We start from the raw sequence: 24767 nt of genomic DNA, 5'->3' as shown, positions 1-24767 counted from the left end.
GGCCGGGGCCCAATCTCACAAGCATTGCACATGCCGGCTAACTTGGGCCCCGGCCTGCGCCGGGGCGACGGATCGGTACGCCTGCAATCAGAAGTGCTCGAATTCCTTGACGTAGCGCCAGCGTCCCGCCGGCAGGCTGGACAGCGCCACCTTGCCGATGCGCAGGCGGCGCAGCGATTTCAGCGTGAGGCCGGCGGCCGCGCACAGTTCTTCCAGCTGACCGGGACGGATACGCTTGCCGGCGAAACGCAGGCGCGCCTCGCTCTGGCGGCTGGCCTTGATGGGCACGTTCGGCCGGATTGCGGCCTGCAGGCGCGCCAGCGCCTCGTCGGACACGTAGTCCGTCGTCTCGGCCACGAATTCCTGCTCGATGCGGTCGCCGTCCTCGACCAGCTTGCGCTGCACGCGCCAGTCCTGGGTGAACACGACGATGCCGCTGGCGGCTGCCTGCAGCGGCGCCGCCGGCGCCAGTTTCACGAGGTGGCGGCGCAGGAAGCGCGGTGCTCCCTTTCCGTCGGTCCCCTTCCCGTCCGCCGCCAGCGTCTGTTCCGACAGCAGCGCCAGCGCGCCGTCCATGTCGATGCCGGCCGGCTTGTGCAGCAGTATCGTCACGGGCAGCGGCTCGACGGGTTCGGCGCCCGGCAGCAGCGCCACGGCCTGCGCGGGCAGCACGCGCGTGGCCGGGTCCTCGACGACGTCGCCATCGACCGTGACCCAGCCGCCGGCGATGTAGCGCTCGGCTTCGCCGCGCGAACAGGGCACGGTCTCGGCCACGCGCTTGGCGAGGCGGATGGCGTCGTCGGTCATCGCTTGCTCGCTCATCAGTTGCGCCAATCCTTGAAGAATGCCTGGAACGCGGCGATCACCGTCTGCACGTCCTCGCTGCTCACGTTTAGGTGGGTCACGAGGCGCGTGTGCGGGCCGATCGAGGCGCGGATGCCCTGCCGGGCCAGCGCGTCGCGCAGCGGCGCGCAGGCGGCTTCCGGGATCTCGACATAGAAGATGTTCGTCTGCGGCGTGGTCACCTTCAGCGGGGCGATCGCACCCAGGCCGGCCGACAGGTCGGCGGCATTGCGGTGGTCGTCCGCCAGGCGCTCGACGTTGTGCTCCAGCGCATAGTGCGCGGCTGCGGCGATGACGCCGGCCTGGCGCATGCCGCCGCCCAGCATCTTGCGCAGGCGCTTGCCCTGCTCGATGAAGGATTTCGGTCCCAGCAGCACGGAACCGACGGGCGCGCCCAGGCCCTTCGACAGGCACACGGACACGGTGTCGAAACCGGCGACGGCCTCGCGCAGGCTGATGCCGTTCTTGACGGCCGCATTGCAGATGCGCGCGCCGTCCAGGTGCGTGGCGAGCCCCTTCGCGTGGGCGAAGTCGGTGGCGGCCTTGACGTAGTCCTGGGGCAGCACGCGGCCGCCGATCGTGTTTTCCAGCGCCAGCAGGCGCGAACGCGCGAAGTGCATGTCGTCCGGCTTGATGTAGGCAGCGATGTCGGCCACCGCGATGCTGCCGTCCGGCTGGTTGGCGATCGGCTGCGGCTGGATCGAGCCCAGCACGGCGGCGCCGCCGCCTTCGTATTTGTACGTGTGCGCTTCCTGGCCGACCAGGTACTCGTCGCCGCGCGCGCAATGGGCCATGAGCGCGATCAGGTTCGTTTGCGTGCCGCTCGGCGCGAACAGGCCCGCTTCGTAGCCGAACAGCTCGGCCGCGTAGTCCTGCAGGCGGTTGACGGTCGGGTCGTCGGCATACACGTCGTCGCCGACGGGTGCGGCCGCCATCGCGGCGCGCATCGCCGCGGACGGCTGGGTGACGGTGTCGCTGCGCAGGTCGATCGGGTGTTGGTGGTCGCTCATGGGTCTCTTCAGTGAGGGGTCGCTTCCGCTTCTGCGACGGGCTGTCCAGTATAGAAGCGTTCCTTCAGCTCTTCCAGCCCGACTTCGGCCAGCACCTGCTGCAGGCGCTCGGCGGGACGGCGGCGCGGCAGGTTTTTATAGGTGGCGACGATCAGCTCGTTCTTCATCGAATGCTCCCAGCCCACCAGTTCCGTCACCGTCACCTGGTAGCCGTGCGCTTCCAGCTGCAGGCAGCGCAGCACGTTGGTGATCTGGCTGCCGAATTCGCGCGTGTGGATCGGGTGGCGCCAGATCTCGGTCAGCGCGCTGCGGCCCAGGTCGCGGCCCTTGTTCTTGCGCAGCACGGAGGCCACCTCCGCCTGGCAGCACGGCACCAGCACGATGTGCTTGGCCTGCTTCTTCAGCGCGAAGTCGATGGCGTCGTCGGTCGCCGTGTTACAGGCGTGCAGCGCCGTGACGACGTCGATGGTGGCAGGCAGCTTGTCGGATGCCGTCGATTCCGCCACCGACAGGTTCAGGAAGGACATGCCGGGGAAGTCCAGGCGCTGCGCCAGCTCCGTCGACTTCTGCACGAGTTCCTCGCGCGTCTCGATGCCGTAGATGCGAGACTGGTCTTCGCGGCCCTTGAAGAACAAATCGTACAGGATGAAGCCGAGGTAGGACTTGCCGGCGCCGTGGTCGACGACGGACACGTCGGCGTGGTCGGCCAGCACGTCCTTCAGCAGGGGCTCGATGAACTGGACCAGGTGGTAGACCTGCTTGAGCTTGCGGCGGCTGTCCTGGTTCAACTTGCCGTCGCGCGTGAGGATGTGCAGTTCCTTCAGCAGCTCGATCGACTGGTTCGGCTTGATCTCCGGGGCCAGTTCGTAGATCGTCGGCGCCGGCTTGGCGGCAGGCCGGGCACCGGCTTTGGCAGCGTGTTTCATGGTCGGAGGTCGGCGATGGCGCCGGCGTTCAATGGTTCTCGGCGGCGTGGTTGATCGTGTATTTCGGGATCTCGACGACGAGGTCTTCGTCGGCGATGATGGCCTGGCAGGACAGGCGCGAGTTCGGCTCCAGGCCCCAGGCCTTGTCGAGCATGTCCTCTTCCTTTTCTTCCTGCTCGTTCAACGAGTCGAACCCTTCGCGCACGATCACGTGGCAGGTGGTGCAGGCGCACACGCGGTCGCAGGCGTGTTCGATCTCGATGTCGTTCTCGAGCAGCACGTCGCAGATGGACTTGCCGGCCGGGCCTTCGAGCACGGCGCCTTCGGGACAGAAGACGGGATGGGGGAGGATGACGATTTGTGGCACTTCTTGACCTCGTTTGTAATGGTATCGTCGTCCCCGCGCAGGCGGGGATCCAATTTCAGCACGCGTTACCGCAATGCTTGCAAACTTGGGTCCCCGCCTGCGCGGGGACGACGTTGTTTTGCGGGGACGGCGTTATTTCGTGTTCGCGCTTACACCTGATCCAGCGACTTGCCGGCCAATACCTTGCGCACGCTCTTGTCCATGCGCCGCGCGGCGAATTCCTCGGTGCCGTGGGCCAGCGCCTGCACGGCGTCGTGCAGCTTGTTCTGGCGTTCCTCGATGGCGAGCGCCACATCGTTCGAGCGGGCCTGCGCATCGCGCACGCCCTGCTCCAGCACGGCGACCGCGGCGCGTTCCTCGGCGCTCAGCAGGTCGGCGTCCGTCTCCAGCGCCGAGGCCGTGGCCAGCAGGATGCGCTCGGCCTCCACCTGTTCCTCGCGCAGCGCGCGCGCGGCCATGTCGACCTGCGCGGCATTGTAGGAATCCTGCAGCATGCGCGCCACCTCGTCGTCGCCCAGGCCGTACGAGGGCTTGACGGTGATGGACGCTTCCACGCCCGAACGCGTCTCGCGCGCGGACACGGACAGCAGGCCGTCCGCGTCGACCTGGTACGTCACGCGGATGCGCGCCGCGCCGGCCGCCATCGGCGGGATGCCGCGCAGCTCGAAACGGGCCAGCGAGCGGCAGTCGGACACGAGCTCGCGCTCTCCTTGCACGACATGAACAGCCAACGCAGTTTGACCATCCTTGAAGGTGGTGAATTCCTGGGCGCGCGCGCACGGGATCGTCGAGTTGCGCGGGATGATCTTCTCGACCAGGCCGCCCATCGTCTCGATGCCCAGCGACAGCGGGGTTACGTCCAGCAGCAGCCAGTCGTCGCCGGCGGCGCGGTTACCGGCCAGCAGGTTGGCCTGGATGGCGGCGCCCAGTGCGACGACCTTGTCCGGGTCGATGTTCGCGTGCGGGATCGTCTTGAAATAGTCGCCGACGGCGCGGCGGATGTGCGGCATGCGCGTGGCGCCGCCGACCATGACGACGCCGTCGACGTCCTCGACCGACACGTTGGCATCGCGCATCGCCTTGCGCACCGCGTTCATCGTCTTGGCGACGAGCGGCTGGGTGATCTCGGCGAAGGTCGCGGCGGTGATCGTCACCTGCACCAGTTCGCCCGATTTCAGGATCGCCTCGACGGTCGTCTCTTCGTTCGTCGACAGCAGTTCCTTGGCCTGGCGCGCCTTGACCATCAGCGTCGCCGTGTCGACGTCGGACAGCGGCGCCAGGTCGGACTGCTGGGTGATGTAGCAGAACAGGCGCTGGTCGAAGTCGTCGCCGCCCAGCGCGGAATCGCCGCCCGTCGACAGCACTTCGAACACGCCCTTGGACAGCTTGAGGATCGAGATGTCGAAGGTGCCGCCGCCCAGGTCGTAGACGGCGTACACGCCTTCCTTGCCGTGGTCCAGGCCGTAGGCGATGGCGGCGGCGGTCGGTTCGGACAGCAGGCGCAGCACGTTCAGGCCGGCCAGCTGGGCCGCATCCTTGGTGGCCTGGCGCTGGGCATCGTCGAAGTAGGCGGGCACGGTGATCACGGCGCCGACCAGGTCGTCGCCCAATGCATCCTCGGCGCGCTGGCGCAGCGTGGCCAAGATCTGGGCCGAGGTCTCGACCGGGCTTTTGATGCCGGCCACCGTCTTCACCTGCACCATACCCGGCGCATCGACAAAATCGTACGGCAGGTTCTCGGCGTGCGCGATGTCCTTCAGGCCGCGGCCCATGAAGCGCTTGACGGAGACGATCGTGTTCTTCGGGTCCGTGGTCTGGAACGCCTGGGCCTTGTGGCCGATATTCGCGTTGCCGTTCGGGAGATAGCGCACGATGGACGGCAGCAGCGCGCGGCCATCCTCGTCGCTGAGGACTTCCGGGATGCTGGAGCGGACGGTCGCGACGAGCGAGTTGGTGGTGCCCAGGTCGATACCCACCGCCAGCCGGTGCTGGTGCGGCGCGGTCGACATGCCGGGTTCGGAGATCTGCAGTAGTGCCATGGTCGTGTTACCTGGTTTTATTCTTGTGGATCGGGTTGCGTATCGTGGGCGCACGATGGTGGGCACATGGTGCCCACCCTACGACATGACGCATTCTCGATGGATCACGAGGGCGCGTAGGGTGGGCATCACCTGCCCACCATGCACGGACGATCAACCCTCCAACGCCTCGAACGCGTAATGCAATTCATCCCCGAACTTGTCGAGGAACATCAGCGCACGCACGCCCTGCGCCGCCTGCTGGTAGTCGCCGGCGTCGAGCAGCTTGCCCACCTGGGCCAGCCGGCTCTTCTTTTCGCTGCGCACCTGGGCATCGAGTTCGTCGAGGGCGGCAGCATCCTTGGCCGCGCGCGCGTCGGCGAGGGCCTCGCGCAATTCCATCTGCTGCATCAGGAAGTCCATCGGCATGGCCGTGTTGGACTCGACCTGCAGGTCGACGCCGTTCAGCTCGCACAGGTACTGGGCGCGCTTCTGGGGATTGCGCAGGGTCTGGTAGGCCTCGTTGGCGCGCGTGGCCCATTGCATGGCGACGCGCTTCTCGGCGTCGCTGGCGTTCACGAAGCGGTCCGGATGGACGCGGCCCTGCACTTCGCGGTAGGCGCTGTCGAGCGCATCCTGGTCGACGTCGAAGCGGGCCGGGAGCTGGAACAGGTCGAAGTGGTTCTGCATCGGACTAGATACGGAAGCTTTCGCCGCAACCGCAGTTGTCCTTGACGTTCGGGTTGTTGAAGCGGAAGCCTTCGTTCAGGCCTTCGCGGGCGAAATCGAGCTCGGTGCCGTCGATGTAGGCCAGGCTCTTCGGATCGACGAAGACCTTCACGCCATGCGATTCGAACACATTGTCCTCGGCGCCAGGCTCGTCGACGTATTCCAGCTTGTAGGCCATGCCGGAGCAACCCGTGGTGCGCACGCCGAAACGCAGGCCGACGCCCTTGCCCCGGCGTTCGAGGTAACGGGTGATGTGACGGGCGGCTTTTTCGGTGAGGGTGATTGCCATGTGCTTATCTCCAACGTCGTTGCTTGTTGCTGCTCATGGTGGGCATGTCATGCCCACCCTACGGGCGAGACATCGCCCGGATTCCATTCGTAGGGTGGGCACCGTGTGCCCACCATGACGTCACGCGGCCTTGACTTCGCTCGCGTGCTTGGTCTTGTAGTCGGCCACGGCCGCCTTGATCGCGTCTTCTGCCAGGATCGAGCAGTGGATCTTCACCGGCGGCAGGGCCAGTTCTTCGGCGATCTGGGTGTTCTTGATCGCGAGCGCTTCGTCCAGGGTCTTGCCCTTGACCCATTCGGTCACCAGCGAGCTCGAGGCGATCGCCGAGCCGCAGCCGTAGGTCTTGAACTTCGCGTCTTCGATCAGGCCCTGGTCGTTGACCTTGATCTGCAGCTTCATCACGTCGCCGCAGGCCGGCGCGCCGACCATGCCGGTGCCGACGTCATCGGCGTTCTTGTCGAAGGCGCCCACGTTGCGCGGGTTTTCGTAGTGGTCCAGTACTTTGTCCGAGTAAGCCATTTGGTGCTCCTTGTTCCGTTCAGTGTTCGATGTTCAGCGTACCGCGTGCGGCGATCAGTGGGCGGCCCACTGGATCGTGTTCAGGTCGATGCCTTCCTTGTGCATGTCCCACAGCGGCGACAGTTCGCGCAGCTTGCCGACCTTGGACTTGAGCAGCTCTACGGCGAAGTCGATGTCTTCCTCGGTCGTGAAGCGGCCGATGGTGAAGCGGATCGAGCTGTGCGCCAGTTCGTCGCTGCGGCCCAGGGCGCGCAGCACGTACGACGGTTCCAGCGACGCCGAGGTGCAGGCCGAACCCGACGACACGGCCAGGTCCTTGACGGCCATGATCAGCGATTCGCCTTCGACGAAGTTGAAGGACACGTTCAGGTTGTGCGGCACGCGGTGTTCCATGTCGCCGTTGATGTAGACCTCTTCGATCTCCAGCAGGCCCTTGGCCAGGCGGTCGCGCAGCGCCTTCACTTTCGCCAGTTCGTCGTCCATCTCTTCCTTGGCGATGCGGAAGGCTTCGCCCATGCCGGCGATCTGGTGGGTCGCCAGCGTGCCCGAACGCAGGCCGCGCTCGTGGCCGCCGCCGTGCATCTGCGCTTCCAGGCGGATGCGCGGCTTGCGGCGTACGTACAGGGCTCCGATGCCCTTCGGACCATAGGTCTTGTGCGCGGTGAAGGTCATCAGGTCGACCTTCAGTTCGTTCAGGTCGATGTGGACCTTGCCGGTGGCTTGCGCCGCGTCGCAGTGGAAGATGACGCCCTTCTTGCGGCACAGTTCGCCGATTTCCGCGATCGGCTGGATCACGCCGATCTCGTTGTTCACGAACATGACGGAGACGAGGATCGTGTCCGGGCGGATCGCCGCTTCCAGCTGCTCGATCGACACCAGGCCGTTGTCCTGCGGCTCGAGGTAGGTCGCCTCGAAGCCCTGGCGTTCCAGTTCGCGCACGGTGTCCAGCACGGCCTTGTGCTCGGTCTTCACGGTGATGATGTGCTTGCCCTTCGTTTTATAGAAGTGCGCGGCGCCCTTCAGCGCCAGGTTGTTCGATTCGGTCGCGCCCGAGGTCCAGATGATCTCGCGCGGATCGGCGCCCACCAGGGCGGCGACGTGGCCGCGCGCTTCCTCGACGGCCGCTTCGGCGCTCCAGCCGTAGGCGTGGCTGCGCGAGGCCGGATTGCCGAACTGCTCGCGCAGGAACGGAATCATCTTGTCCGCGACACGGGGATCGATCGGCGTGGTAGCCGAGTAGTCCATGTAGATCGGGAAATGCGGCGCAGTCGCGAAGCTCTGCTCGATTTTTTTGTCCAGGGGCGCGTTCATGTGTTCACTCCATCGATGTGCTGCTTGGTTTTGTCAGACGGCGGCGTGGCGGTGCATCACCACGACGTTCTGTTCTTTCTGTTTCTGCTGATCGACCAGGTCCTGCAGGGTGACGGAATCGAGGAAGTCGACCATCTTCGCGTTCAGCGTGGCCCACAGCTCGTGGGTCATGCAGCGCGTACCGGCCGCCGCATCGGCGCCATGGCAGTTTTCCTTGCCGCCGCACTGGGTGGCATCGATCGGCTCGTCGACGGCGATGATGATGTCGGCGACGGTCACCTTGTCGGCAGTACGTGCCAGGCTGTAGCCGCCGCCCGGGCCGCGCACCGATTCCACGATCTCGTGGCGGCGCAGCTTGCCGAACAGTTGCTCCAGGTAGGACAGCGAAATGGCCTGGCGCTGGCTGATGCCCGACAGCGTGACCGGTCCGTTGCCCTCGCGGAGCGCCAGATCGATCATCGCAGTAACAGCAAAACGGCCTTTGGTGGTCAGACGCATCACAACCCCGGTTGGTGTACAAACAGTGTTAAAATCTTGCTTCTCTTCAACCGACCCATCCACGCCCACCTCTGCGGCGTTGCGTAAAACCTGATTAGTTGATCGAATTAGTCAAGTATAGCGCAAATCGAAATCATTTGCTTGGCCCCCTCCAAAACGGCCGGCACCTCGCTGCCAAGTCGACAATTCGGGGTCAGAGCACTTTTTTTGGCAATGTCGCCACAGTCATTCTGGCGAAATCTCCTTCACCAAGTGCCGTGCCGAGCCAGTCTTTCGGCATTTTCTTGGTCCGATGAAATAGCCCAAAAATGTGCTCTGACCCCGAATTTGGGTCAGCGGCGGCGCAGCAGGTGCATCGGGCCGAACAGGTGCTGCATGCCTTCATGGCCGATGAAGCTCAGGTTGTATGGGTGCTCGGCGTGGATCTGCGGGAAGCCGGCCGTTTCCGGCACTTTCTTCAATTGCTCGGCGATCTTGCCCCACAGGACGAGCGTCGGCTTGACGGCGCAGCCGGCCAGCGCCGCGAACACGGCTTGCTGGAACGGGACCCAGGCGCGCGCATCGGCGACCGGGGCGACGTGCTTGCGGAAGACCAGCGAGGCGTTCAGCAGCAGGAAACCCTCGGCCAGCAGGTTGTCCTGCAGCTCGGCAAGGCGCGCGATCGATCCATCGGTGCCCGCTGCCTTCGCGATCGGCGCCAGCGCGGCGCCGCCCGTGTCGTCGATGGACAGGCGGCCGTCCGCCACCAGCAGCATCTTCATGAAGTTGCGCAGCGAGGTCGCGCGGTTGACGGGTTTCGACAGGCCCGTGTCCGACCACAGCGGGCCGACGGCGCCGTCCATGAAGCACACGCCGGTCGCGCTCTCCGGCCGCGGGTACGGGCCCTCGCCCACCAGCACGTAGCGCACCTGGTCCAGCGGCAGGGCAAAGGCGGCGAACAGGCGGCCGCCGGTGGGCAGGTAGTCGTCCTGCGCCAGTGCGGGCAGGTAGTCGGGCGTGGCGCGCATCATCGCTTCCAGGCCGGCCTGCAGATGCGCGCGCCAGGACGGATCGGCCAATGTCAGGGCATCGAGGATCGCTGCAGGAATCGTGGTGTCGGACATTGCAAAGGCGCCAGTCGAAAAAAGGGCAGATTGTAGCCGACGCCGGCCTTCGCAAGACCTCCTGCCCGCCTTTTTTCGCGCGCCGTTCCGCAGTTCAAGGTGGCGGCCCTCGCGGACGCATTGGCGCATCATCCACTGCGTTCAACCTTGCCAACCAGGAGACCGACATGCAGACCATCCGAGACATCATGACCCCCGACGTGCGCAGCATCGCCCCGCAGGAAACCGTGCAGCGCGCCGCGCAGCTGATGGACGAACTCAATGTGGGCGCGATCCCCGTGCTCGACGGCGAACAGCTGGTCGGCATGATCACCGACCGCGACATCACCGTGCGCTCGACGGCCGCGGGCCAGGCGCCCGACCAGGCGAAGGTGGGCGACGTGATGAGCACCGACGTGCGCACCTGCACGCCCAACCAGACCGTGGACGAAGTGCTGGACGAGATGGGCGACGTCCAGATCCGCCGCCTGCCCGTGGTCGACATCGATTCCCACGTGGTGATCGGCATCGTGTCGCTGGGCGACATGGCGGCCAAGCACTCGGCCGGGATCGATCACACGCTGGAAGAGATCTCGACGCCGTCGGAGCCGGACCGCTCGACGGTGGGGACGGAGACGCGCCACTGACGCACGCACGTCGCCCTGCGCAGGCAGGGACCCAATGTTGTGTGCGTAGCGACTGCGCGACAAATTGGGCCCCTGCCTGCGCAGGGGCGACGTCCGGTCGAGCTTACTCGGCGTCCGGCTGATTGGAAGGATGCGCCGCCACGAACGCCGGAATGTCCACGCACGCCGCATTGATGCGCGCGATGTTCGGATACACGGACACGTCGATGCCATGGCGCTGGGCATTGAAGACCTGCGGCACCAGGCAGCAGTCGGCGATGGTCGGCAGGTAGCCGTGGCACAGCGGACCCGCGCTCGGGTCGCGCGCCAGGTGCTTTTCCAGGATCTCCAGGCCGCCCACCAGCCAGTGGCGGTACCACTGCTTCTTGACGTCCTCCGACAGGCCCAGGTCGTCCACCAGGTAGCGCAGCACGCGCAGGTTGTTCACCGGGTGGATGTCGCAGGCGATGATCTGGGCGATCTCGCGCACGCGCGCCCGGCCCATCGCATCCTTGGGCAGCAGGGGCACGTCCGGATGCTCGTCCTCGAGGTATTCCAGGATCGCCATCGACTGCGTGAGCGTGATGTAGTCGTCCTGGAAGGCGGGCACCAGGCCGCTGGGGTTGATGCGCGTGTACTCGTCCTTCAGGTGCTCGCCGCCGCCGCGCAGCAGGTGCACGGGGATGGCGTCGTAGGCGAGTCCCTTCAGGTTCAGCGCGATGCGCACCCGGTACGCGGCCGAGCTGCGGAAATAGGTATACAGCTTCATCCTTCCCTCCCCTGGTAACGGGCGACCTGCTGGTCGATGGCCCCGAAGATGCTGGCGCCGCCCGCATCCAGCATCTCGATGCGGACAGTATCGCCGAAGCGCAGGAACGGCGTGGCGGGCGCGCCCTGCTCGATCGTCTCGTACATGCGCAGCTCGGCCAGGCAGCAGTAGCCGACGCCGCCATTGGCGATGCTCGAGCCGTGCAGGCCGCCCTGCTTGTTGGACACGGTGCCGGAGCCGATGATGCTGCCGGCGGCCAGCTCGCGCGTCTTCGCCGCGTGGGCCACCAGCTCGCCGAAGCCGAAGGTCATGTCCTCGCCCGCGTCTGGGCGGCCGAACGGCTGGCCGTTGAGCGCCACCTGCAGCGGCAGGTGCAGCTTGCCGTCGCGCCAGGCGTCGCCCAGCTCGTCCGGCGTCACCGCCACCGGGGAAAAGGCGCTGGCCGGCTTGGACTGGTAGAAGCCGAAGCCTTTTTCCAGTTCCCTCGGGATCAGGTTGCGCAGTGAGACGTCGTTGACGAGCATGACGAGGCGGATCGCCGCGCGCGCCTGGTCCGGCGTCGCGCCCATCGGCACGTCGCCCGTGACGACGGCCACCTCGGCTTCCAGGTCGATGCCCCAGTCTTCCGACAACGCCGCAATCGGGTCGCGCGGACCGACGAAGGAGTCGGACCCGCCCTGGTACATCAGCGGATCGGTATAGAAGGACGGCGGCACTTGGGCGCCGCGCGCCTTGCGCACCAGCTCCACGTGGTTGATGTAGGCCGAGCCGTCGGCCCACTGGTAGGCGCGCGGCAGCGGCGAGGCGCAGTCTTCCTCGCGGAAGGGCTGCGGCGCGGCGGCGATGCCGTCGTTCAGCTGGCCATAGACTTTTTCCAGGCTGGACTCGACCTTGTCCCAGTCGTCCAGCGCCGCCTGCAAGGTGCGCGCGATGTAGGGCACGGCGTGGCAGGTGGCCAGGTCACGGCTGACGACGACGAGGGTGCCGTCGCGGCCGCCGGCTTTGAGGGAGGCAAGTTTCATGCGCAATCCTTGGCGTAAAAACGATGATGCACGGCATTACAAAGCAAAACGGACTATCATACAAACAATATTTTCTGCTCAATTTATCGGACTATCTGATGAATCCCACGCTGCGCCAGATGCGCGCCTTCGTCGCCCTGGCTAGGACCGGCAATTTCACCCTCGCCGCCGACTACCTGCACGTCACGCAGTCCGCGCTGTCCGGCCTGATCAAGGAGCTGGAGCAGACGCTGGGCGTGCGCGTCGTCGACCGCAGCACGCGCCGCATCGCCCTCACCGGCACCGGGAATGAGCTGTACCCCCTATTCAGCCAGATGATCGATGATCTGGACGGTGCGCTTGCGAACATTGCGGACCAGGCGCAACTGCGCAAAGGCATCGTACGGGTCGCCGTGCCCCAGCTGATGGCCTGCACGCTGCTGCCGCAAGTCATCGCGGCGTGGCGCGAACGCCACCCCGACATCCGCATCAGCCTGTCCGACTCCCCCGTCGAGGGCGTGACGGCGCGCGTGCTGTCCGGGGAAACGGACTTCGGCATCGGGCCGGAACGCGACGCCGCCCCGCAGTTGCAGGCGCGCCTGCTGATGGAGATGCCGTTCGAGGCCGTCGTGCCGCCTTCCCATCCGCTGGCCGGAAGAACGCGGGCCGCCTGGGCCGACCTCGCCGCCTGGCCGCTGATCTCGCTGCGCGGCCAGTTCACGGAACGCCTGCTGGCGGACATGGACGCGGCGCCTCCCGGCCTGGCGCTCAAGCCCGCCCACGAAGTGACCTATATGACGACGGCGCTGGCGCTGGTGGCCGCCGGCCTCGGCATCACGGTCGGCATGCCCTACGCGGCGCCGCTCGTGCGCCTGCACGGCCTGACGGCGGTACCGCTGGCCGGGCCCGTGCTGACGCGGCGCTTCTTCGTCTACACGCGCGAGCAACGCTCGCTGACGCCGGCGGCGGAAGCGTTCATCGCCTTCCTGTTCGACTTCGTGGCGGACCGGGCCGCTGCAACGGCGCCACTGCCGCGCTAGAATTCCCCATCGTCCATTCATTCGTCTCCCCCATGTCCCTCAATACCGTCGCGATCAACCAGCGCATGGACAAGTTCGACGGCCACGCCAGCGTCTGGCTGTTCGGCTACGGCTCGCTGATCTTCAAGGCCGACTTTCCCTTCATCGAGCGGCGCCCGGCCAGCATCACGGGATGGACGCGACGCTTCTGGCAGGGGTCGCACGACCACCGCGGCACGGCAAGCGCGCCGGGCCGTGTCGTCACGCTGGCGCCGGAGCCGGGCGCGGTCTGCCACGGCATGGCCTACCTCGTCACGCCGGAAGAATTCGCCCACCTCGACTACCGCGAGAAGAACGGCTACCTGCGCCTGGCCACCGACATCCGCTTCGAGGACGGCAGCAGCATCGAAGGCCTGGTCTACATCGCCACCCACGAGAACGCGGCCTATCTCGGCCCGGCCAGCGAGCGCGACATCGCCCTTCAGATCGCCCGCGCGCGCGGCCCGAGCGGCCCGAACAGCGAATACCTGCTGGAGCTGGCCAAGGCGCTGCGCGAACTGGGTAAGTTCGATGCGCACGTGGCCGAGATCGAAAAACACCTGCTCGCGTTCCAGGCCGAGGCTTGACGGGTGCACGATGCGTCCCCGCGATTTATGGTCTAATCGTCTTGCTTGACGATCAACCCAGGAGACCCTGATGCAACCCCAGCAGCCGACACCGAATCCCGACGAACTCGACGAAGCCACCCTCGCCTTCGTGCGCAAGGTCTTCCAGGCCGCAAGGGCCGGCGACGCCGCGGAGCTGGCCGCGCTGCTCGACCAGGGCCTGCCGCCCAACCTGCGCAACGAACGCGGCGACAGCCTCTTGATGCTGGCCTGCTACCACGGCCACCAGGACGCCGCGCGCGTGCTGCTGGAGCGCGGCGCCGATCCCGAGATCATGAACGACGCCGGCCAGACCCCGCTGCACGGCGCCGCCTTCAAGGGCGACATCGCCATCGCCACGCTGCTGCTGGACCACGGCGCCAAGGTCGACAACGCCGGCCCGAACGGCAAGACGGCGCTGATGTTCGCCGCCATGTTCAACCGCGTCGACATCGTCAAGCTGTTCCTGGCGCGCGGCGCCGACGCCTTCCGCCTGGATGCGGACGGCCACTCGATCCTGGACGCGGCGCGCACGATGGGTGCGACCGACACGACGGCCCTGCTGGCCGCCGCCACCAACGAACGCTGACCTCCAGTTCACGACTAGCCCAGCACCTTCAGGTAACGGGGCGGCACCGCCCCGCTCAGCCACACGCCGTTGTCCGACAAATAGAACGGCATGCCATCCGCCAGCATCCGCTGCGCATCCACGCACAGCACGACAGGAAACCCGTGCCGCGCTCCGACCCGCTTCGCCGTGTTCACGTCCGCCGACAGGTGCACGTGCCGGCGCGCGCCGGGCTTCAGGCCGCCGGCCAGGATCGCCTTCATGAACCGGCTCGCCGTGCCGTGGTACAGCACGGCGGGCGGCACGGCAGGCGCAAGGCCCAGGTCGACGGCGACCGAATGGCCCTGGCTCGCGCGGATGCGCGCTCCGTCGGCGCTGAAGGCGAAGCGCGCCTTGTCGTTGCCGGCGACGACGCGCTCGATCAGGTCGCGATCGACGGGCTTGCCGTGCTTCTGCAGGGCCGCCAGCAGCGCGCCGACGTCGACCCAGCCCTGCGCATCGAGGACGATGCCGATACTGTCCGGGCGGTGACGCAGCACATAGCTGAGCAGCTTGCTGGTATCGACGATCGGGTCGCGCGGCATGGGCGGGTGTGGTGTGATGTGGTGGCGGGATCGCGGCCAGCATACGGATAAACGGCATGCCCTGCCAACACGCTCGGGTAGACTAGCGCGCCATGACCTCATCCTCGACACCGCCCCGCGAGCCGGGCCTCGACCTGCTGCGCGCCGCCGCCATCGTCACGGTCATGCTGTACCACATCGCCAGCCACGGCTTCGACCTGCCCCGCATCGGCCACCACGGCTGGATGGGCGTGGACCTGTTCTTCGTGCTGAGCGGCTACCTGATCGGCTGGCAGGTGCTGGGCCGCATCGCCGCCGGCGCGCCTGCCGGATGGGGAACGTTCTGGCTGCGGCGCGCGCTGCGCGTGCTGCCGGCCTACTGGGCGGTGCTGGCCGTCTACCTGGCGGTGCCGGCGTGGCGCGAGGCGGAGACGATGGCCCCGCCCTGGCAATTCCTGACCTTCACCGTGAACCTGTTCCCCGACTACGCGCGCTATCGCGCCTATTCGCACGCGTGGTCGCTGTGCGTCGAGGAACATTTTTACCTGCTGTTCCCGCTCGCCGTCGGCCTGCTGGCGCGACGGCCCGGCCAGGCGCGCACGATCGCCGCCTTCGTCCTGCTGGCGGCGGGCGGCATGCTGCTGCGCGATGGACTGTGGCGGCACGAGGTCGCACCGCTGCTGGCGGCGGGCGATGCGGCCGGCGCCTTCCTGCGCCATGCGGAAACGATTTATGCGCCGACGTGGACGCATCTCGACGGCCTGCTGGCCGGCGTGCTGCTCGCCATGGTGCGGGCATTCCGGCCCGCCTGGTGGGCCTCTCTGCTACGCCGCGCGCCGCTGCTGCTGGGGCTGGGCCTGGCGACGATCGCGCTGGCAGTGCGGATCGATCCCGTCGGCCGTGTCGGCACCCTGCTGCTGTATCCGCTGCTGGGCCTCGGCTTTGGCTGCCTGCTGGTGGCGGCCGTCAGTCCACGCCTGCCGTTCGCGCGCGTGGCGCTGCCCGGCGCGCGGCCGCTCGCCGTGCTGGCGTTCAGCCTGTACCTGACGCATCGCCAGGTCTATGCCTGGCTCGATGCGCCGCTCGTCCACCTGGTCGGCAGCGCGCCATGGGCCGCCTTCGCCATCGCCAACCTGGCCGCGCTGGCGGTGGCGGCATTGCTCTACCTGGCCGTCGAGCGGCCGGGCCTGCTCCTGCGCGACCGCCTGCTGCGCCGCGGGACGGCCGCGCAGGCCGGCTGACTCAGGCGTCCTTGCCGCCCGCTTCGATCTCGGCCGTGGCACGCGCCAGGATGGCGGCGATGCGCTGCTGCTCCTCGGCGGAGGCGCCGGCACGGCCGCGCAGCGCGTGCCGCAAGGCATGGCGCGCGTCGGCGAACTCCTTCGTCATCGCCGGGCCCTCGCCCTCCTCGTCCGCCATGGCGCTGCGCATGCGCGCCATCTTCTCGGCCATGTGCTGCAGCCTGGCCAGCATCGCGTCGACGCGCTCGCGGTGCTCGTCCAGGTAGGCGCGGCCGTCGCCGGACAGCGAATAGCGCTTGCGCGTCCCCTCGAGCACGACTTCGACGTGTCCCCGGTCTTCCAGGAAGGCCAGGGCCGGATACATCATGCCCGGGCTGGGCACGTAGAAGCCGTTCGAGCGCGTCTCCAGCGCCTTGATGAGCTCGTAGCCATGGCTGGGCTGCTCGCCGATCAGGGCCAGCAGCAGCAATTGCAGGTCGTCCGACGACAGCTTGCGGCCGCGCGGCATCCCGCCCTCGTCGTCGAAACCGAAGCCGCCGGGCCCGCGGCCGCCGCGTCCGTGCGTGCCGTGGGGACCGCCGCCGCGATGGCGCGGTCCGGCGTGGTGATGGCCGTGCTCGTCGTCATGGTGGTGGTGGCCGTGGTGATGGTCGTGGTGGTGCTTGTGGTGAGGCATGATCTGCATCCTTTATATCGTAAGATGTATCTTAAGATATAGATAGAGGTTGATGAAGTCAACCTCTATTGCGTACCGTCGCGATGGCGCGACAGCGCATCGATGCTGCGTGAAGACCGGCGGGGACTGGGATGACGAGTGAACTGCGCGAGTGAACTGCGCGAATGAACTGCATGGGTGACCTGCGCGGGTGAACTGCGGCATGCCGCCGCAGGTACATCTGGCGTCGAGGACGGGGCACGCAGGTGCTGCGCCGTCACGCCTTGCAAGGAAATACGTCCGAGGAGCGGGACGGTCGGTCAGCGTGGGTACACGAAACCGGTGCGGATGTCGGTCGGCACGAGGCGCTGGCCATTGCGCACCATGAGCCGCTGCGGCGGCTCGTCGCCGGCGAGCGGACGCCAGATGACGGGGAGCCCCTCGCCTTTGCGCATCAGTTCGTCGCTGCGTTCGAACACATTCGCGCACCCCGTCGCAGCGATCAGGGCCTGGACGATGGTCACTTTCCACAAATCGACACCGGCCGCATTGAACTGGCACACGAGGTAGCCGCCCGTGCCGCCATAGCTGTGCACCAGCAAGCCGGGCAGGCCGTCCTTGTCGCCATCGACCACGAGGACCAGGGCTTGCGGATCGGCGCCGCGCACGGCCATGGCGCGCCGCGCGACGGCCGCCTGGACGCGGCGCTTCATCATGGCGTGATCGACGGGCTCGTCCTTGCGCAGCGTCCAGATGCGGGCGGCGACCTGCGACTTGGCGTTATAGGCCGCGCGGGCCAGGAACTGGCGCGACGACGATTGCACGAGCGCGGTAAACCCGGGCTTGGCACGTTCTTGCGGACGGCCATCGACCTTGTCGATGGCGGAGAGATAGATCCAGGGATCCCCGGACAGCAGACTCTTTTCTTTGCCCTGCTTGATGGTAAGGATGAGCATATGCGGGCTTCGTTTGCGGGAGCCGCATCATACAGCACGGCGCGCGCGTCGGCGCCGAACCGGTCGTTGGCCCATGTCGTTCGCCCACATCGGCCATCGACTCAAGCGGCGTCGAGCACGGCCCGCACCTGGCGCGCCCGTTCCTCGACGCTGCCATGCAGCACGGTATGGGGAATGGCGCGCGCTTCCAGGTCCTGCAGCACCAGTTGCTGGATCCGTCCGCGCCAGGCTTCGTCCTCGCGCACGTCCTGTTCCTCGTACGGGATGTCGTCGGCGCAGACGAAGGTGTGGGCGTAGCGCGTCCTGCACTCGTCCGCGCAGCGCAGCAGTTCCGCGGGCGGCGGGTCGCCGACTTGCCGGAACTGGATGCCCAGCAGCAGCGTGGTCAGGGCGTTCGTGTCGACGAACAGCCAGCGCCGTGCCTGCTGGCGCGCCGCGTCCTCGGCCTGGCGGTGCCGCACGGCGATCTCGACGTAGTCCTCCGGCCCCAGCCTGCCCTGCTTTTCTTCCCAGATGAAGCGGCCGATTTCCGGCACCGCCACGGTGCCGTAGTGGCGCGCCAAGTACTCGGCCAGCGTCGACTTGCCCGTCGATTCGGCGCCGACGAACACGACCATGCGGACGCCGTCCGCCTCCGCCGCCGGTGAGATGCCGGCCGTGTTGCGCTGCTGCGTCGCCATGTGGAGAATCCGATATTAAAAGGCGTCATCGTAGCCGAGAGCGATCGTGCTTACAACGCCACTGACGGGACAGCGGAGACGCAACGATGGCGTGTTGCCCCTGCTACCGCCCATGGTTATGATGGCAACAAGAAATATCTCGCCCCGAAAGGTCCAGCATGACCCAGCTTCGCGCCACCGCTTTCCTGCTTCGTCCCCTCACGACGGCCGACGCGCCTGCGATGGCGGCGGCGGTACGCGAGTCGCAAGCCACCGTCGGCAAATGGATGAGCTGGGCCCATCGCGGCTACAGCGAGGCGGACGCGCTCGACTGGGTCGCCCTGTGCGAGACCGGCCGCGCCGACGGCAGCGCCCACGAGTTCGGCATCTTCCGTTCGGACGGCCAGGCCTTCGTCGGCGTCGCCGGCTTGAACCAGTTCAACCGCCTGAACGGCTTCTGCAATCTGGGTTACTGGGTGCGCGAATCCGCCCAGCGGCAGGGCGCCGGCCTGGCCGCCGTCGGTGCACTGGCCGACTACGCATTCGAGCAGCTCCACCAGCACCGGGTCGAGATCGTCGTCGCGGACGGCAACCTGCCCAGCCTCACCCTTGCCCGCAAGGCCGGCGCCGTCTACGAATGCCTGGCACGCAAGCGGCTGCAGCTGCATGGCGCAGCCGTATCCGCACATGTGCTGTCGCTCGTTCCCGGCGACAGGCCGCGGCTGTCCTAGCGAGCAGCCGGCAACGCGCACCGGCAAGTCGCTCCGATCAGAACAAGTCCATCTGCGCCGCCTTGGCGCTGCTCGGCTTGACGACCGACTTCGGCACCACCAGCGGGCGGCGGAACTGCGTGCCGTCGCTGACGTTGAAGCGGCTCATGCGGCCTTCCAGCCCCAGGCGTTTCACGGCCTTGGTGAAGCGCTGGCGGATCAGGTCGGCCCAGATGCCCTCGCCCTGCATGCGCTTGCCGAAGTCGCTGTCGTAGTCCTTGCCGCCGCGCATGTCGCGGATGCGGTTCATCACGCGCTGCGCACGGTCCGGGAAGTGGGCGTGCAGCCATTGCTGGAACAGCGGATTGACTTCCCAGGGCATGCGCAGCACCGTGTAGTGGGCGCCGACGGCGCCGGCGTCCTTGGCAGCCTCGAGGATGCGCTCGATTTCCGGTTCCGTGACGAAGGGGATGATCGGTGCCACGCTGACGCTGACGGGAATCCCCGCTTCCGTCAGCGTCCGGATCGCGCGCAGGCGCCGGGCCGGCGCCGCGGCGCGCGGTTCCAGCGTGCGCGAGATTTCGCCGTCCAGCGTCGTCAGCGTGATGGCGGCGCAGGCCAGGCCCTTCTCCGCCATGGGCGCGATCAGGTCGATGTCGCGCTCGATCAAGGCCGACTTCGTGATCAGGCCGTAGGGGTGGTTGCACTCGCCCAGCACTTCCAGCACCTCGCGCGTGAGGCGGCGCTCGCGCTCGCACGGCTGGTAGGCGTCCGTGTTCACGCCGATGGCGATGTTCTCGGGCACATAGCCGGGACGCGCCAGCTCCTGGCGCAGCAGGTCGGCGGCATTCACCTTGGCGAACAGCCGGCTTTCGAAATCCAGGCCGGGCGACAGGCCCAGGTAGGCGTGCGTCGGCCGCGCGAAGCAATAGATGCAGCCGTGCTCGCAGCCACGATACGGGTTCAGCGAGACGCTAAACGGAATGTCTGGCGAGGTATTGCGGCTGAGGATGCTTTTTGCGATCTCGTCCGTGACTTCGGTCTTGAGCGGCGCCGGCGTGTCTTCCGCCACGCCCGGCACGCTCCAGCCGTCGTCGAAACGTTCGCGGCCGTTGACTTCGTAACGGCCCTGGATATTGGTGACGGCGCCGCGACCTTTCAACGGCACCACTGAGGCAGCTTTGGGCGGGAACGGCAACATCACCTGCGTTTCCACGCGGCCACGATTTGCGATCATGCTGGCTTTTGCCCGGTTCACACGGCGCTCCTTGAAAAGTACTGTATGTTTATACAGTATAGTACGCCGATGTCAGGAAGGGTTCAAGTGCGGTGTTTTTGCGGCTTGTTGTTGCACAAAACCGTCAAACGCGGCCAGCAGAGGCCGGTAACGGGCGGGATCGTTGTCGATCTGTCCAAGCGCGTGCGCCGCGGCTTCCAGCGTCGACAGCTGGTGCGGCGCGTGGGCCTTGCGGATCCGGTAGCCGGACGGCGGCACGTCGCGCAGCGCCAGGCGCGGCAGGCGTTGCAGCGCCGGATTCAGGTACAGCATCTTGCGGCTCTTGCGCCAGGTGCCGTCCAGCACCACGAGACGCAGGAGGCTCGGCTGCGCCAGCAAGGCCTCGTCCAGCGCCGGCGGCGGCGCGATGCCGCGGGCCGCGTCGCCGGGCGTGTCCGGATACAGCAGGATGGGGGTTTTGCCGCTTTCTTCAAGCAGGCGGGCGAGTTCGTCCGCGTCGAAGGCTTCGCCGACGGCCAGGCGGCTGCCCGGCAGGCACAGGTGCAGCAGGCGGGCGCTGTTCTTGGCATTGCGCACTTCGAGCGGATGCTGCAGCACCAGCAGCTCGACGGCGGCGTCGACGGGCGCCGCCCAGCGGCAGATGCAGTCGCTTTGCGCGCGCAGGCAGGCGACGCAGGTCGCGCGCCGGTGGGAAATCGAAGGGATCGTCATGGGCGGCGATTGTAGCGCCGCCCATGACGGGAGCGCATCACATGCTGCTCACCCGGCGTCCGTGCGGCGGCGCGCCGTCGGCCGCATCGTCGGGCGGCGTCGGGCCGCGCAGGGGCTGGAGCGCCCTGCTCCACGCCACCACCTGGTCGAGCATGGCGTCGAGGGCCTCGACCTGGCGCTCGGGCGGATTGACCTTGCCGTCGGCGAAGTCGGTGAACAGCGACAGCATCACCTGGGCGCGCACGTCGGCCACCATCAGCTCGCCCATGACCAGGCGCAGGCTTTCGATGGCACGGGCGCCGCCCACGCTGCCGTAGCCGACGAAGCCGGCGGCCTTGTTGTTCCACTCCTTGTACAGGAAATCGATGGCGTTCTTCAGCGCGCCGGAAGTGCCGTGGTTGTATTCGGGCGTCACGAACACGAAGCCGTCGAAGCTGGCGATGCGCGCGGCCCAGGCCTGCGTATGGGGCTTCGTATACTGGCCCTGCGACGGCGGCACGGGCTCGTCCAGCAGCGGCAGGTCGAAGTCGGCGATGTCGACCAGTTCGTAGATCGCGTCGCCGCGCATGCCGGCCACGTCCATCACCCAGTTCGCCACGGCCGGCGCCTTGCGGCCCGGGCGGGTGCTGCCGACGATCACTCCGATATTCAGCATGTGCTCCTCCCTGTAAATGTCGATTTGATATCGATTCTAGGGATGGAGCGGGATCGGGCGCGCCCGATAGAAAGAAAAAGGCGGCACGACCGCGAGGTCGTGCCGCCGATGCTACGTCATGCGAACTACTTCAGGCCAGGCAATCAGAAGGTGTAGGCCAGGCCCAGGCTGAAGAAGCGGCCCACGGCGCCGGCCTGGTGCAGGGACGCGTTGTACGCGGTCTGCACGGTCGAGTTGCCGTAGGTGTTCGGATCCAGCGGCGGCTGCTTGTCGAACACGTTCAGGATGGCGCCGCGCAGCGTCAGGTTCTCGCTGAGCTTGTACTGCACGTTCAGGTTGGTCGTGGTGAACGAGGCAACGTGGCAGAACGCATCCGGCTGAACCAGGTTCTGGAAGTAGTTGCGGCTGGTGATGTCGCGTGCGATCGTCGCGCAGTCGGTATAGCCGGCGGCCGGATCCAGTGCCGAGAAGTCGCTGGTGTAGTTCACCGTGGCGTTCACGTCCAGCGGACCCTTGGCATAGCCGAGGGTGAATTGCGCACGGTTCTTCGGCGAACCGGTCGCGCCCGAGACCACCGACGGGCCGTGGGTGCCGGCCAGCTGGTAGGTCTTGCCGGCGATTTCCTGCTCGTAGCTGAAGGTGTGCGCGGCGCTCAGGTTCGCGCGCAGCGTGCCCAGGTCGCTCGGCAGGCGCCAGCGGTAGCCGATGTCCGCTTCGATGCCGTCGGTCTTGGTCGAGCCGGCGTTCACGTAGCCCGATTCGGCGAACAGGATCGGGCCGACCGCCGGGGTACCCAGGTAGGTGCCGCCCTTGCCGTCCGAGATGTCGACCGGCACCGGCGCACCGCGCACGAAGGTCGGGACGTAGCTCGGGTCGTTGCCGGCCGCGGTCACGATCTGGTTCTTGACGTCGATCTTGTAGTAGTCGACGGTCGCGTTCAGGCCCTTGAACGGCTCGAGGACGACGCCCAGGGTGTAGGACTTCGACTTCTCAGGCGACAGATCCGAGCTCGGACGCTGCACGTAGGTCGGCTGGATGCCGCAGGCACCGGTCTTCGGCGTGCCGGCCGCGTTCTGGTTGCCGGTCGGGCACAGGATCGGGTCGTCGATGCCGTTGAACGAGAAGAAGGAGCCCGAGTTGCCGGTCTCGGCCGGGTTCGGTGCGCGGAAGCCGCGCGCGAAGGTGCCGCGCAGGGCAAACTTCTCGGACTGCGTCCACTTGAAGCTGGCCGCCGGCGTGAACGAGTGACCGTAGGTGTCGTAATGGTCGTAGCGGCCCGACACGTGCAGTTCCAGGTTCTTGATCGGGGTCGCCTGCAGTTCGGCGAAGCCGGCGGTATTGGTTTCGTCGCCGATCACGAAGGCCGAGGTGTTGCCGACGGCGCCGATGCGGGTCAGTTCGGACGGCGGCGCATCCCAGGTACGCTTGTGCCAGTGCACGCCGGCAGCCAGGGCCAGGGGGCCGGCGCCCAGTTGCATCAGTTCGCGCGAACCGACGGCATCGAGGTAGTTCAGCTTCGATTCCAGGGTGTTCGAGAAGTGCGGCGCGACCTGGTTCAGCAGGTCCGGCGAATTCCCGCCCAGCACGTTCCACTTGCCTGCGCCGATCAGGTCGTACAGGGCCACGCGGTTGACGTAACCGCTGTAGTCGATGTCGGCCTTCGACTTGGTCAGGCCGCCGGCGAACTGCAGGTCCCAGCCGTAGGCGTGGCCGGTCAGGTCGAGCGCGAAGCGGGTGGTGGTGGCGCTGTTGTCCTGCGCCGACGATTCCGGCACGCCCGGGATGTAGCCGTACAGGCGGGTACCGTCGCCGAACGGGTTGACGAGGCCGGCGCCGATCTGCGCGCCTTTGCCGAACGTGGTCGTGCGCGCGCCCAGTGCCGGGATCAGCGTGTTGCCGTTGATGACGTTATAGCCGTTGAAGCTGATCTGGCTGTAGGTCGGGCCGATGCCACGGTTGTTGGTGTTGTCGCGCTTGAACATCGAACCCTTGAACGCCAGTTCCCAGTCCGCGTTCAGCTTCTTGGTCATGCCGATCAGGATGTTCAGGTTTTCGGTTTCCGGCTGGATATAACCAACGTTGTCCGTCACTGCGCAGCCGCCTGCCATGTACTTGCCGTAGTTGCAGCTCGGATCCAGGAACTGGAAGTTGGCCGCGTTGTTGACGCCGCCCGCACCCGACGGGTTGTACAGGAACGGCGAGCTGGCCGCGGTCAGGTAACCCAGGCGCGAGGTCGGCACGCCGTAGGTCAGGTCGTTGCCGCCGCGCGTACGCCAGTCGAGATTGGTCCAGTCGCGGCCGAGGCGATCGGAAATCTTGATCGCACCCTGGTGACGCCACTCGGCCGTGAAGAAGGCGTTGTAGCCGTCGGTATCGATGTCGCCGATGCCGCTGCTCAGCGAAGCGCGGTGGGTCTGGCCGCCGCCGTGCTGGGTGTCGCCCGACTCGGCTGCGAAGCGGGTGCCCTGGAAGTTCTTCTTCAGCTTGATGTTCACCACGCCGGCGACCGCGTCCGAACCGTACAGCGACGAAGCGCCGGACTTCAGGATCTCGATGCTGTCGATGGCGTCGAACGGGATGTTCGAGACGTCCACGAAGGAGCGCTGCGAGTCGTCGCCGATCGCGTACGGCGACATGCGGTGGCCGTCGATCAGGACCAGGGTCGAGCCCACGGTCAGGCCGCGCAGCGAGACGCCGGCGGCGCCGTTGGCGAATGCGCCGGAGAAGCCGGTGCCCAGGGTGCCTGCGCCGTTGGCGGCCAGGTCGTTCAGCAGCTCGGCGACCGAGGTCTTGCCGCTCTTCTGGATGTCCTGTGCCGTCAGCACCTGGACCGGGGTCGGGGTCTCGGTGTCGGCGCGGCTGATCAGCGAGCCGGTCACGACCACGCGTTGCGGGGCGGCCGAGGCGCCGCCGCTTTCGGTGGTCTGTGCCATTGCAGGTGCTGCGGCGGCCACCAGGGCGCCGCTCGCGACGATGCACGAGATTGCACACGGCAACGACTTCAACTTGAACGTCATGAAAACTTCTCCTTCGTGGATTACTCTCAATGGTTTTACGATTTCTTCTAGCGTATTTACCCGACTTGCTTGGAAAGTAAATAAGCTCGATCAGCTTTGATCAGTATCAGACGATACTGATTCATTCATAAAACCATAACAAAA

27 protein-coding genes are annotated in these 24767 nt (G+C 66.8%); 6 read left to right on the top strand and 21 right to left on the bottom strand.

Annotated features, from left to right (window positions below; genetic code table 11):
* Window positions 1–87 precede the first annotated feature (87 nt).
* From ACI1V7_RS02785 to ACI1V7_RS02735, 11 genes are all read right to left on the bottom strand, one after another.
* The gene (locus ACI1V7_RS02785; RefSeq protein ID WP_404530244.1) at window positions 88–822 is read right to left on the bottom strand and encodes an RNA pseudouridine synthase; all 735 of its coding nucleotides are present in this window, start codon (window positions 820–822) and stop codon (window positions 88–90) included.
* Window positions 822–1853 (bottom strand): low-specificity L-threonine aldolase, encoded by a 1032-nt coding sequence (ltaE, locus tag ACI1V7_RS02780; RefSeq protein ID WP_404530243.1) that lies wholly within the window; start codon window positions 1851–1853, stop codon window positions 822–824. Before ltaE ends, ACI1V7_RS02785 begins: the two co-directional genes overlap by 1 nt.
* A gap of 8 nt (window positions 1854–1861) precedes the next feature.
* Window positions 1862–2779 carry a class I SAM-dependent methyltransferase gene (locus tag ACI1V7_RS02775; protein ID WP_404530242.1) on the bottom strand — a complete coding sequence of 306 codons (918 nt, stop codon included), beginning with the start codon at window positions 2777–2779 and terminating at the stop codon, window positions 1862–1864.
* A gap of 28 nt (window positions 2780–2807) precedes the next feature.
* On the bottom strand, window positions 2808–3146 hold the full coding sequence (gene fdx / locus ACI1V7_RS02770) for an ISC system 2Fe-2S type ferredoxin (RefSeq protein WP_404530241.1): 339 nt from the start codon (window positions 3144–3146) through the stop codon (window positions 2808–2810).
* A gap of 149 nt (window positions 3147–3295) precedes the next feature.
* Window positions 3296–5185, bottom strand: a complete 1890-nt coding sequence (gene hscA, locus ACI1V7_RS02765) for a Fe-S protein assembly chaperone HscA (protein WP_404530240.1) — start codon at window positions 5183–5185, stop codon at window positions 3296–3298.
* Between the two features lie 153 nt (window positions 5186–5338).
* A complete protein-coding gene (hscB, locus tag ACI1V7_RS02760) occupies window positions 5339–5854 on the bottom strand; it encodes a Fe-S protein assembly co-chaperone HscB (protein ID WP_404530239.1) in 516 nt (171 codons plus the stop codon).
* 4 nt (window positions 5855–5858) lie between these two features.
* Window positions 5859–6182 carry an iron-sulfur cluster assembly protein IscA gene (iscA, locus tag ACI1V7_RS02755; RefSeq protein ID WP_314541649.1) on the bottom strand — a complete coding sequence of 108 codons (324 nt, stop codon included), beginning with the start codon at window positions 6180–6182 and terminating at the stop codon, window positions 5859–5861.
* A gap of 120 nt (window positions 6183–6302) precedes the next feature.
* Complete coding sequence (gene iscU, locus ACI1V7_RS02750) at window positions 6303–6701, bottom strand: Fe-S cluster assembly scaffold IscU (RefSeq protein WP_290413608.1); 399 nt, start codon at window positions 6699–6701, stop codon at window positions 6303–6305.
* A 54-nt stretch (window positions 6702–6755) separates the two neighbouring features.
* Window positions 6756–8012, bottom strand: a complete 1257-nt coding sequence (locus tag ACI1V7_RS02745) for an IscS subfamily cysteine desulfurase (protein ID WP_404530238.1) — start codon at window positions 8010–8012, stop codon at window positions 6756–6758.
* A 33-nt stretch (window positions 8013–8045) separates the two neighbouring features.
* Window positions 8046–8510 carry a Fe-S cluster assembly transcriptional regulator IscR gene (gene iscR, locus ACI1V7_RS02740; RefSeq protein ID WP_290413606.1) on the bottom strand — a complete coding sequence of 155 codons (465 nt, stop codon included), beginning with the start codon at window positions 8508–8510 and terminating at the stop codon, window positions 8046–8048.
* A 332-nt stretch (window positions 8511–8842) separates the two neighbouring features.
* Window positions 8843–9613 (bottom strand): uracil-DNA glycosylase family protein, encoded by a 771-nt coding sequence (locus ACI1V7_RS02735; RefSeq protein ID WP_404530237.1) that lies wholly within the window; start codon window positions 9611–9613, stop codon window positions 8843–8845.
* 167 nt (window positions 9614–9780) lie between these two features.
* Here ACI1V7_RS02735 and ACI1V7_RS02730 point away from each other — a divergent pair, with 167 nt between their 5' ends.
* Window positions 9781–10239, top strand: coding sequence for a CBS domain-containing protein (locus ACI1V7_RS02730; RefSeq protein ID WP_404530236.1), 459 nt, complete (start codon window positions 9781–9783; stop codon window positions 10237–10239).
* Window positions 10240–10342: 103 nt separating this feature from the next.
* On the opposite strand, the gene maiA is transcribed toward ACI1V7_RS02730, so the two are convergent.
* Both maiA and ACI1V7_RS02720 read right to left on the bottom strand, forming a co-directional pair.
* On the bottom strand, window positions 10343–10987 hold the full coding sequence (gene maiA, locus ACI1V7_RS02725; RefSeq protein WP_404530235.1) for a maleylacetoacetate isomerase: 645 nt from the start codon (window positions 10985–10987) through the stop codon (window positions 10343–10345).
* Window positions 10984–12009, bottom strand: a complete 1026-nt coding sequence (locus ACI1V7_RS02720; protein WP_404530234.1) for a fumarylacetoacetate hydrolase family protein — start codon at window positions 12007–12009, stop codon at window positions 10984–10986. The genes maiA and ACI1V7_RS02720 overlap by 4 nt, the downstream gene beginning before the upstream one ends.
* 98 nt (window positions 12010–12107) lie before the next feature.
* Between ACI1V7_RS02720 and ACI1V7_RS02715 the strand changes: the two genes are divergently transcribed.
* The 3 genes from ACI1V7_RS02715 (at window position 12108) to ACI1V7_RS02705 (ending at window position 14240) form a co-directional block, all read left to right on the top strand.
* Window positions 12108–13028, top strand: coding sequence for a LysR family transcriptional regulator (locus tag ACI1V7_RS02715; protein WP_404530233.1), 921 nt, complete (start codon window positions 12108–12110; stop codon window positions 13026–13028).
* A gap of 32 nt (window positions 13029–13060) precedes the next feature.
* Entirely contained in the window at window positions 13061–13633 is a 573-nt protein-coding gene (locus ACI1V7_RS02710; RefSeq protein ID WP_404530232.1) for a gamma-glutamylcyclotransferase, read from the top strand.
* Between the two features lie 70 nt (window positions 13634–13703).
* Window positions 13704–14240 carry an ankyrin repeat domain-containing protein gene (locus ACI1V7_RS02705; protein ID WP_404530231.1) on the top strand — a complete coding sequence of 179 codons (537 nt, stop codon included), beginning with the start codon at window positions 13704–13706 and terminating at the stop codon, window positions 14238–14240.
* Between the two features lie 14 nt (window positions 14241–14254).
* Here ACI1V7_RS02705 and ACI1V7_RS02700 read toward each other — a convergent pair whose 3' ends face one another.
* Window positions 14255–14803 carry an RNA 2'-phosphotransferase gene (locus ACI1V7_RS02700; RefSeq protein WP_404530230.1) on the bottom strand — a complete coding sequence of 183 codons (549 nt, stop codon included), beginning with the start codon at window positions 14801–14803 and terminating at the stop codon, window positions 14255–14257.
* Between the two features lie 92 nt (window positions 14804–14895).
* Between ACI1V7_RS02700 and ACI1V7_RS02695 the strand changes: the two genes are divergently transcribed.
* On the top strand, window positions 14896–16023 hold the full coding sequence (locus ACI1V7_RS02695) for an acyltransferase family protein (protein ID WP_404530229.1): 1128 nt from the start codon (window positions 14896–14898) through the stop codon (window positions 16021–16023).
* Window position 16024: 1 nt separating this feature from the next.
* Here the strand turns inward: ACI1V7_RS02695 and ACI1V7_RS02690 are convergent, their stop codons facing one another.
* From ACI1V7_RS02690 to ACI1V7_RS02680, 3 genes are all read right to left on the bottom strand, one after another.
* The gene (locus ACI1V7_RS02690) at window positions 16025–16708 is read right to left on the bottom strand and encodes a PadR family transcriptional regulator (RefSeq protein WP_404530228.1); all 684 of its coding nucleotides are present in this window, start codon (window positions 16706–16708) and stop codon (window positions 16025–16027) included.
* Window positions 16709–16998: 290 nt separating this feature from the next.
* Window positions 16999–17634: a class I SAM-dependent rRNA methyltransferase gene (locus tag ACI1V7_RS02685; protein WP_404530227.1), complete on the bottom strand. Its 636-nt coding sequence runs from the start codon at window positions 17632–17634 to the stop codon at window positions 16999–17001.
* Between the two features lie 101 nt (window positions 17635–17735).
* Window positions 17736–18314, bottom strand: coding sequence for an AAA family ATPase (locus ACI1V7_RS02680; RefSeq protein WP_404530226.1), 579 nt, complete (start codon window positions 18312–18314; stop codon window positions 17736–17738).
* A 158-nt stretch (window positions 18315–18472) separates the two neighbouring features.
* On the opposite strand from ACI1V7_RS02680, the gene ACI1V7_RS02675 reads away from it, so the two are divergent.
* Window positions 18473–19024: a GNAT family N-acetyltransferase gene (locus ACI1V7_RS02675; protein ID WP_404530225.1), complete on the top strand. Its 552-nt coding sequence runs from the start codon at window positions 18473–18475 to the stop codon at window positions 19022–19024.
* A 37-nt stretch (window positions 19025–19061) separates the two neighbouring features.
* On the opposite strand, the gene ACI1V7_RS02670 is transcribed toward ACI1V7_RS02675, so the two are convergent.
* The 4 genes from ACI1V7_RS02670 to ACI1V7_RS02655 all read right to left on the bottom strand — a co-directional run bounded on the left by ACI1V7_RS02670 (window position 19062) and on the right by ACI1V7_RS02655 (window position 24623).
* Window positions 19062–20204 carry a PA0069 family radical SAM protein gene (locus tag ACI1V7_RS02670; RefSeq protein ID WP_404531529.1) on the bottom strand — a complete coding sequence of 381 codons (1143 nt, stop codon included), beginning with the start codon at window positions 20202–20204 and terminating at the stop codon, window positions 19062–19064.
* A gap of 108 nt (window positions 20205–20312) precedes the next feature.
* Entirely contained in the window at window positions 20313–20951 is a 639-nt protein-coding gene (locus ACI1V7_RS02665) for a tRNA-uridine aminocarboxypropyltransferase (RefSeq protein ID WP_404530224.1), read from the bottom strand.
* Window positions 20952–20988: 37 nt separating this feature from the next.
* The gene (locus ACI1V7_RS02660; RefSeq protein ID WP_404530223.1) at window positions 20989–21606 is read right to left on the bottom strand and encodes an NADPH-dependent FMN reductase; all 618 of its coding nucleotides are present in this window, start codon (window positions 21604–21606) and stop codon (window positions 20989–20991) included.
* 143 nt (window positions 21607–21749) lie between these two features.
* A complete protein-coding gene (locus ACI1V7_RS02655) occupies window positions 21750–24623 on the bottom strand; it encodes a TonB-dependent receptor (RefSeq protein WP_404530222.1) in 2874 nt (957 codons plus the stop codon).
* Window positions 24624–24767 lie beyond the last annotated feature (144 nt).

It is taken from the genome of Massilia paldalensis, from assembly GCF_044901715.1.
In the GTDB taxonomy this organism is placed as follows: Bacteria; Pseudomonadota; Gammaproteobacteria; order Burkholderiales; family Burkholderiaceae_D; genus Telluria; species Telluria paldalensis.
Note: the sequence above shows the minus strand (reverse complement) of the source record. Positions and strands in the feature narration are given on the sequence as shown.

What these genes read in the sequence shown, in the direction of transcription:
- ACI1V7_RS02785 (WP_404530244.1), bottom strand. Translation starts at nt 822, where the DNA reads ATGAGCGAGCAAGCGATGACCGACGACGCCATCCGCCTCGCCAAGCGC.
- ltaE (WP_404530243.1), bottom strand. Translation starts at nt 1,853, where the DNA reads ATGAGCGACCACCAACACCCGATCGACCTGCGCAGCGACACCGTCACC.
- ACI1V7_RS02775 (WP_404530242.1), bottom strand. Translation starts at nt 2,779, where the DNA reads ATGAAACACGCTGCCAAAGCCGGTGCCCGGCCTGCCGCCAAGCCGGCG.
- hscA (WP_404530240.1), bottom strand. Translation starts at nt 5,185, where the DNA reads ATGGCACTACTGCAGATCTCCGAACCCGGCATGTCGACCGCGCCGCAC.
- hscB (WP_404530239.1), bottom strand. Translation starts at nt 5,854, where the DNA reads ATGCAGAACCACTTCGACCTGTTCCAGCTCCCGGCCCGCTTCGACGTC.
- iscA (WP_314541649.1), bottom strand. Translation starts at nt 6,182, where the DNA reads ATGGCAATCACCCTCACCGAAAAAGCCGCCCGTCACATCACCCGTTAC.
- iscU (WP_290413608.1), bottom strand. Translation starts at nt 6,701, where the DNA reads ATGGCTTACTCGGACAAAGTACTGGACCACTACGAAAACCCGCGCAAC.
- ACI1V7_RS02745 (WP_404530238.1), bottom strand. Translation starts at nt 8,012, where the DNA reads ATGAACGCGCCCCTGGACAAAAAAATCGAGCAGAGCTTCGCGACTGCG.
- iscR (WP_290413606.1), bottom strand. Translation starts at nt 8,510, where the DNA reads ATGCGTCTGACCACCAAAGGCCGTTTTGCTGTTACTGCGATGATCGAT.
- ACI1V7_RS02735 (WP_404530237.1), bottom strand. Translation starts at nt 9,613, where the DNA reads ATGTCCGACACCACGATTCCTGCAGCGATCCTCGATGCCCTGACATTG.
- ACI1V7_RS02730 (WP_404530236.1), top strand. Translation starts at nt 9,781, where the DNA reads ATGCAGACCATCCGAGACATCATGACCCCCGACGTGCGCAGCATCGCC.
- maiA (WP_404530235.1), bottom strand. Translation starts at nt 10,987, where the DNA reads ATGAAGCTGTATACCTATTTCCGCAGCTCGGCCGCGTACCGGGTGCGC.
- ACI1V7_RS02720 (WP_404530234.1), bottom strand. Translation starts at nt 12,009, where the DNA reads ATGAAACTTGCCTCCCTCAAAGCCGGCGGCCGCGACGGCACCCTCGTC.
- ACI1V7_RS02715 (WP_404530233.1), top strand. Translation starts at nt 12,108, where the DNA reads ATGAATCCCACGCTGCGCCAGATGCGCGCCTTCGTCGCCCTGGCTAGG.
- ACI1V7_RS02710 (WP_404530232.1), top strand. Translation starts at nt 13,061, where the DNA reads ATGTCCCTCAATACCGTCGCGATCAACCAGCGCATGGACAAGTTCGAC.
- ACI1V7_RS02705 (WP_404530231.1), top strand. Translation starts at nt 13,704, where the DNA reads ATGCAACCCCAGCAGCCGACACCGAATCCCGACGAACTCGACGAAGCC.
- ACI1V7_RS02700 (WP_404530230.1), bottom strand. Translation starts at nt 14,803, where the DNA reads ATGCCGCGCGACCCGATCGTCGATACCAGCAAGCTGCTCAGCTATGTG.
- ACI1V7_RS02695 (WP_404530229.1), top strand. Translation starts at nt 14,896, where the DNA reads ATGACCTCATCCTCGACACCGCCCCGCGAGCCGGGCCTCGACCTGCTG.
- ACI1V7_RS02690 (WP_404530228.1), bottom strand. Translation starts at nt 16,708, where the DNA reads ATGCAGATCATGCCTCACCACAAGCACCACCACGACCATCACCACGGC.
- ACI1V7_RS02685 (WP_404530227.1), bottom strand. Translation starts at nt 17,634, where the DNA reads ATGCTCATCCTTACCATCAAGCAGGGCAAAGAAAAGAGTCTGCTGTCC.
- ACI1V7_RS02680 (WP_404530226.1), bottom strand. Translation starts at nt 18,314, where the DNA reads ATGGCGACGCAGCAGCGCAACACGGCCGGCATCTCACCGGCGGCGGAG.
- ACI1V7_RS02675 (WP_404530225.1), top strand. Translation starts at nt 18,473, where the DNA reads ATGACCCAGCTTCGCGCCACCGCTTTCCTGCTTCGTCCCCTCACGACG.
- ACI1V7_RS02670 (WP_404531529.1), bottom strand. Translation starts at nt 20,204, where the DNA reads ATGTTGCCGTTCCCGCCCAAAGCTGCCTCAGTGGTGCCGTTGAAAGGT.
- ACI1V7_RS02665 (WP_404530224.1), bottom strand. Translation starts at nt 20,951, where the DNA reads ATGACGATCCCTTCGATTTCCCACCGGCGCGCGACCTGCGTCGCCTGC.
- ACI1V7_RS02660 (WP_404530223.1), bottom strand. Translation starts at nt 21,606, where the DNA reads ATGCTGAATATCGGAGTGATCGTCGGCAGCACCCGCCCGGGCCGCAAG.
- ACI1V7_RS02655 (WP_404530222.1), bottom strand. Translation starts at nt 24,623, where the DNA reads ATGACGTTCAAGTTGAAGTCGTTGCCGTGTGCAATCTCGTGCATCGTC.